3 protein-coding genes and 1 pseudogene are annotated in these 2592 nt (G+C 56.1%); 2 read left to right on the top strand and 2 right to left on the bottom strand.

The window, feature by feature from the left end; genetic code table 11:
• The coding region (locus A5774_RS00930) for an ATP-binding cassette domain-containing protein (RefSeq protein WP_156519506.1) at nt 1-330 on the bottom strand (330 nt) is incomplete at its 3' end.
• Between the two features lie 58 nt (nt 331-388).
• Nucleotides 389-1456 carry an App1 family protein gene (locus A5774_RS00925; protein WP_064833051.1) on the bottom strand — a complete coding sequence of 356 codons (1068 nt, stop codon included), beginning with the start codon at nt 1454-1456 and terminating at the stop codon, nt 389-391.
• A 142-nt stretch (nt 1457-1598) separates the two neighbouring features.
• Here A5774_RS00925 and A5774_RS00920 point away from each other — a divergent pair, with 142 nt between their 5' ends.
• Both A5774_RS00920 and A5774_RS00915 read left to right on the top strand, forming a co-directional pair.
• Nucleotides 1599-2312 (top strand): response regulator transcription factor, encoded by a 714-nt coding sequence (locus A5774_RS00920; protein ID WP_023018374.1) that lies wholly within the window; start codon nt 1599-1601, stop codon nt 2310-2312.
• A 66-nt stretch (nt 2313-2378) separates the two neighbouring features.
• Nucleotides 2379-2592: pseudogene (locus A5774_RS00915) on the top strand (two-component sensor histidine kinase); the annotation flags it as partial.

The raw sequence follows: 2592 nt of genomic DNA, 5'->3' as shown, positions 1-2592 counted from the left end.
CAGGCGGCCCACCAGCATGAGGTTTTCCCGGGCTGTGAGCTCCTCATCAATAGTGGCGTTTTGCCCAGAAACCCCAATGCGGTTGCGTACCTCGTGGCCATGACGCACCACATCCAGGCCGTCGATGGTGACCTCGCCGGAGGTCGGGCGGGTTAGCGTCGTCAAGACTTTCACGGTAGTGGTCTTACCCGCACCATTTGGGCCCAACAGGGCCCGGACTGTTCCTTCCGCAACTTCTAGGTTTAGCCCATCCAAGGCATGCACGGTGCCGGATTTCGCCGCATATTTTTTCCGCACATCGCGCATGCGGATCAATAAGTCATCAGTCATGGATGCAGATTAACACCATTAGGTGATGCCCCATCTAAGCTCGCGGCGGCTGTGCCAACTAGGCAAACGGCTTCTGCCGGTACTCCCGCAGCAAGGCATGGCCATCCGGGCCATAAATCGTCGGCACGGCGTCCCGGTTGGTGCGTGGTGGGCCGGTCAGGGAACTCATCGTGCCGTGCGAAAGCATGTGTTCGGTGGGTGTGAGCTCACGGATAGCGATGCCCGCGACCGCACCGGGGTGCTCAATGGCTAAATCACCATAGTTGAGTGGGTCGTGCTGCCCGTTATCGCCTACCAAAATCCATTTGATGTTTGGGTAGTCGATAATCAGGTTCCGCAACTGCACTTTCTTGTGTTCAGAACCGTTACGGAATAAACCGGTGGGGGTTGGCCCCCAGTCGGTCAACAGCAGCGGGCCTTGGGGCAGGTTGTTATCGTCGATGAACTGCTCGAGCGTATGGAAAGTGTTCCACGCACCGGTCGACAGATAAAACACCGGGGCATTGGGGTGGTCCTTAAGCAGCTCGCTGTACAACTTCGCCATACCGGGTATGGGTTGCCGACTATTCGTCTTCTTGAACCAAGAATTGTAGGCCGCGTGCAAGGCGCGCGGGAGGTTGGTGACCATGATGGTGTCGTCAATATCAGAGATCAACCCGATGGTCTCTTCACTGGAGGTGATGAGCACTTTGGCCTTCACAGCTTCTGCGCCCTCGGCAGTGACATCCACCTCGCCCCAACCAGGCTCTAAGCCATGGCCGACGATGGACACATCAAAATAGCCGTTGGAATCAGTATAGGTTTGCACCACCTCGCCACCGACGTGCACCTGCACCGGGTGATCGCCCACCTGGACGGTAAAGAATTGGCGGTAGCCACGCTGGGCCTCGTGCGCGAAATTTTCCACGTGCCCTGCAGCTGTGCGGTGGCTGCCGGTAGCGGCAGAATCAGAATCATCGAACGTTGGATCGTCCATAAGAATCCGCCCGATAACGTGCACACGTTCAGTGGTGCCGTAGCCGGTGTACGGAACGATTTTCGGCAGCCAACCCGCCCGGGTCTTACGCTGGACGCCGTAGGTGTTGATCTTGTGCTCGGCTGCGCGGACGAGGTCAGAAAATCCCATATGTTCAACAATACTGGTTCAGCGGCCTTGGGTGCTCACAGAATCTATTCAGTGTCCGGTCAGTTGGGTGCAAGTTCCTAGCCGTAGAAAAGACATAGATAAACTAGTTACACCAGCACCAAGAAAGAAGACAGTGATTTCCATGGATGATTACACCCATAACGATCCCGTTAAGGTTCTCGTTGTTGACGATGAAGCTAATATTGTTGAACTCTTAACTGTTTCCCTCAAGTTCCAAGGCTTCGACGTGCGTAGTGCTAACTCCGGCACAGACGCATTGCGCGTGGCCCGGGAATTCCGCCCAGACGCTTATATTCTGGACGTCATGATGCCAGGCATGGACGGCTACGAGTTGTTGCAAAAACTACGTGCCGAAGGCCTGGAAGGCCCCGTGTTGTACCTGACGGCGAAAGATGGCGTCGAATCGCGCATCCATGGCCTGACCATCGGTGCAGACGACTACATCACCAAGCCATTTAGCCTGGAAGAAGTTATCACCCGCCTGCGCGTCGTACTGCGCCGCGGCAATGTGCAGGAAGATACGGCGGAAGATTCCTCGATTAGCTACGCCGATCTGACGCTGAATGATGACACCCACGAAGTCACCAAAGGCGGCGAACTCATTGAACTTTCCCCAACCGAATTCAACCTGCTGCGCTTTTTGATGCTGAATAAAGAAGTGGTGCTGTCCAAGGCGAAGATCCTGGATAACGTTTGGCACTATGACTTCGGCGGCGACGGCAACGTGGTGGAATCTTATATCTCCTACCTGCGCCGCAAAATTGATACCGGCGATACCCCGCTGATCCACACCGTGCGTGGAGTGGGCTACGTGCTGCGGAAACCACGCCGCTAAAAACGCTGAAGTAACTAAAACCCTTAATGCCGTTAAAGCAGAGCCCGAAGCGCTAGAATTACGCCAATGTCCGAGTCCGAGCCGCAGAAAGCCCCCGAGCCATCCACAGGATGGGGCACGCAGGGGGAACGCAAACGCCGTTCCTACCGCGCATACCGCACCCACCGGCCGTTGCGTCTACGCACCTGGCTGGTGGTGCTCACCGTCCTGGTTTCTGCCTTCGGGCTTTTTGCTAGCTCGTTTGCGGTGTATTCCGTCATGCGTGAGGTCTTTTACCAGC

Source organism: Corynebacterium sp. EPI-003-04-2554_SCH2473622, assembly GCF_001665955.1.
Classification (GTDB): Bacteria; Actinomycetota; Actinomycetes; order Mycobacteriales; family Mycobacteriaceae; genus Corynebacterium; species Corynebacterium pseudodiphtheriticum.
Note: the sequence above shows the minus strand (reverse complement) of the source record. Positions and strands in the feature narration are given on the sequence as shown.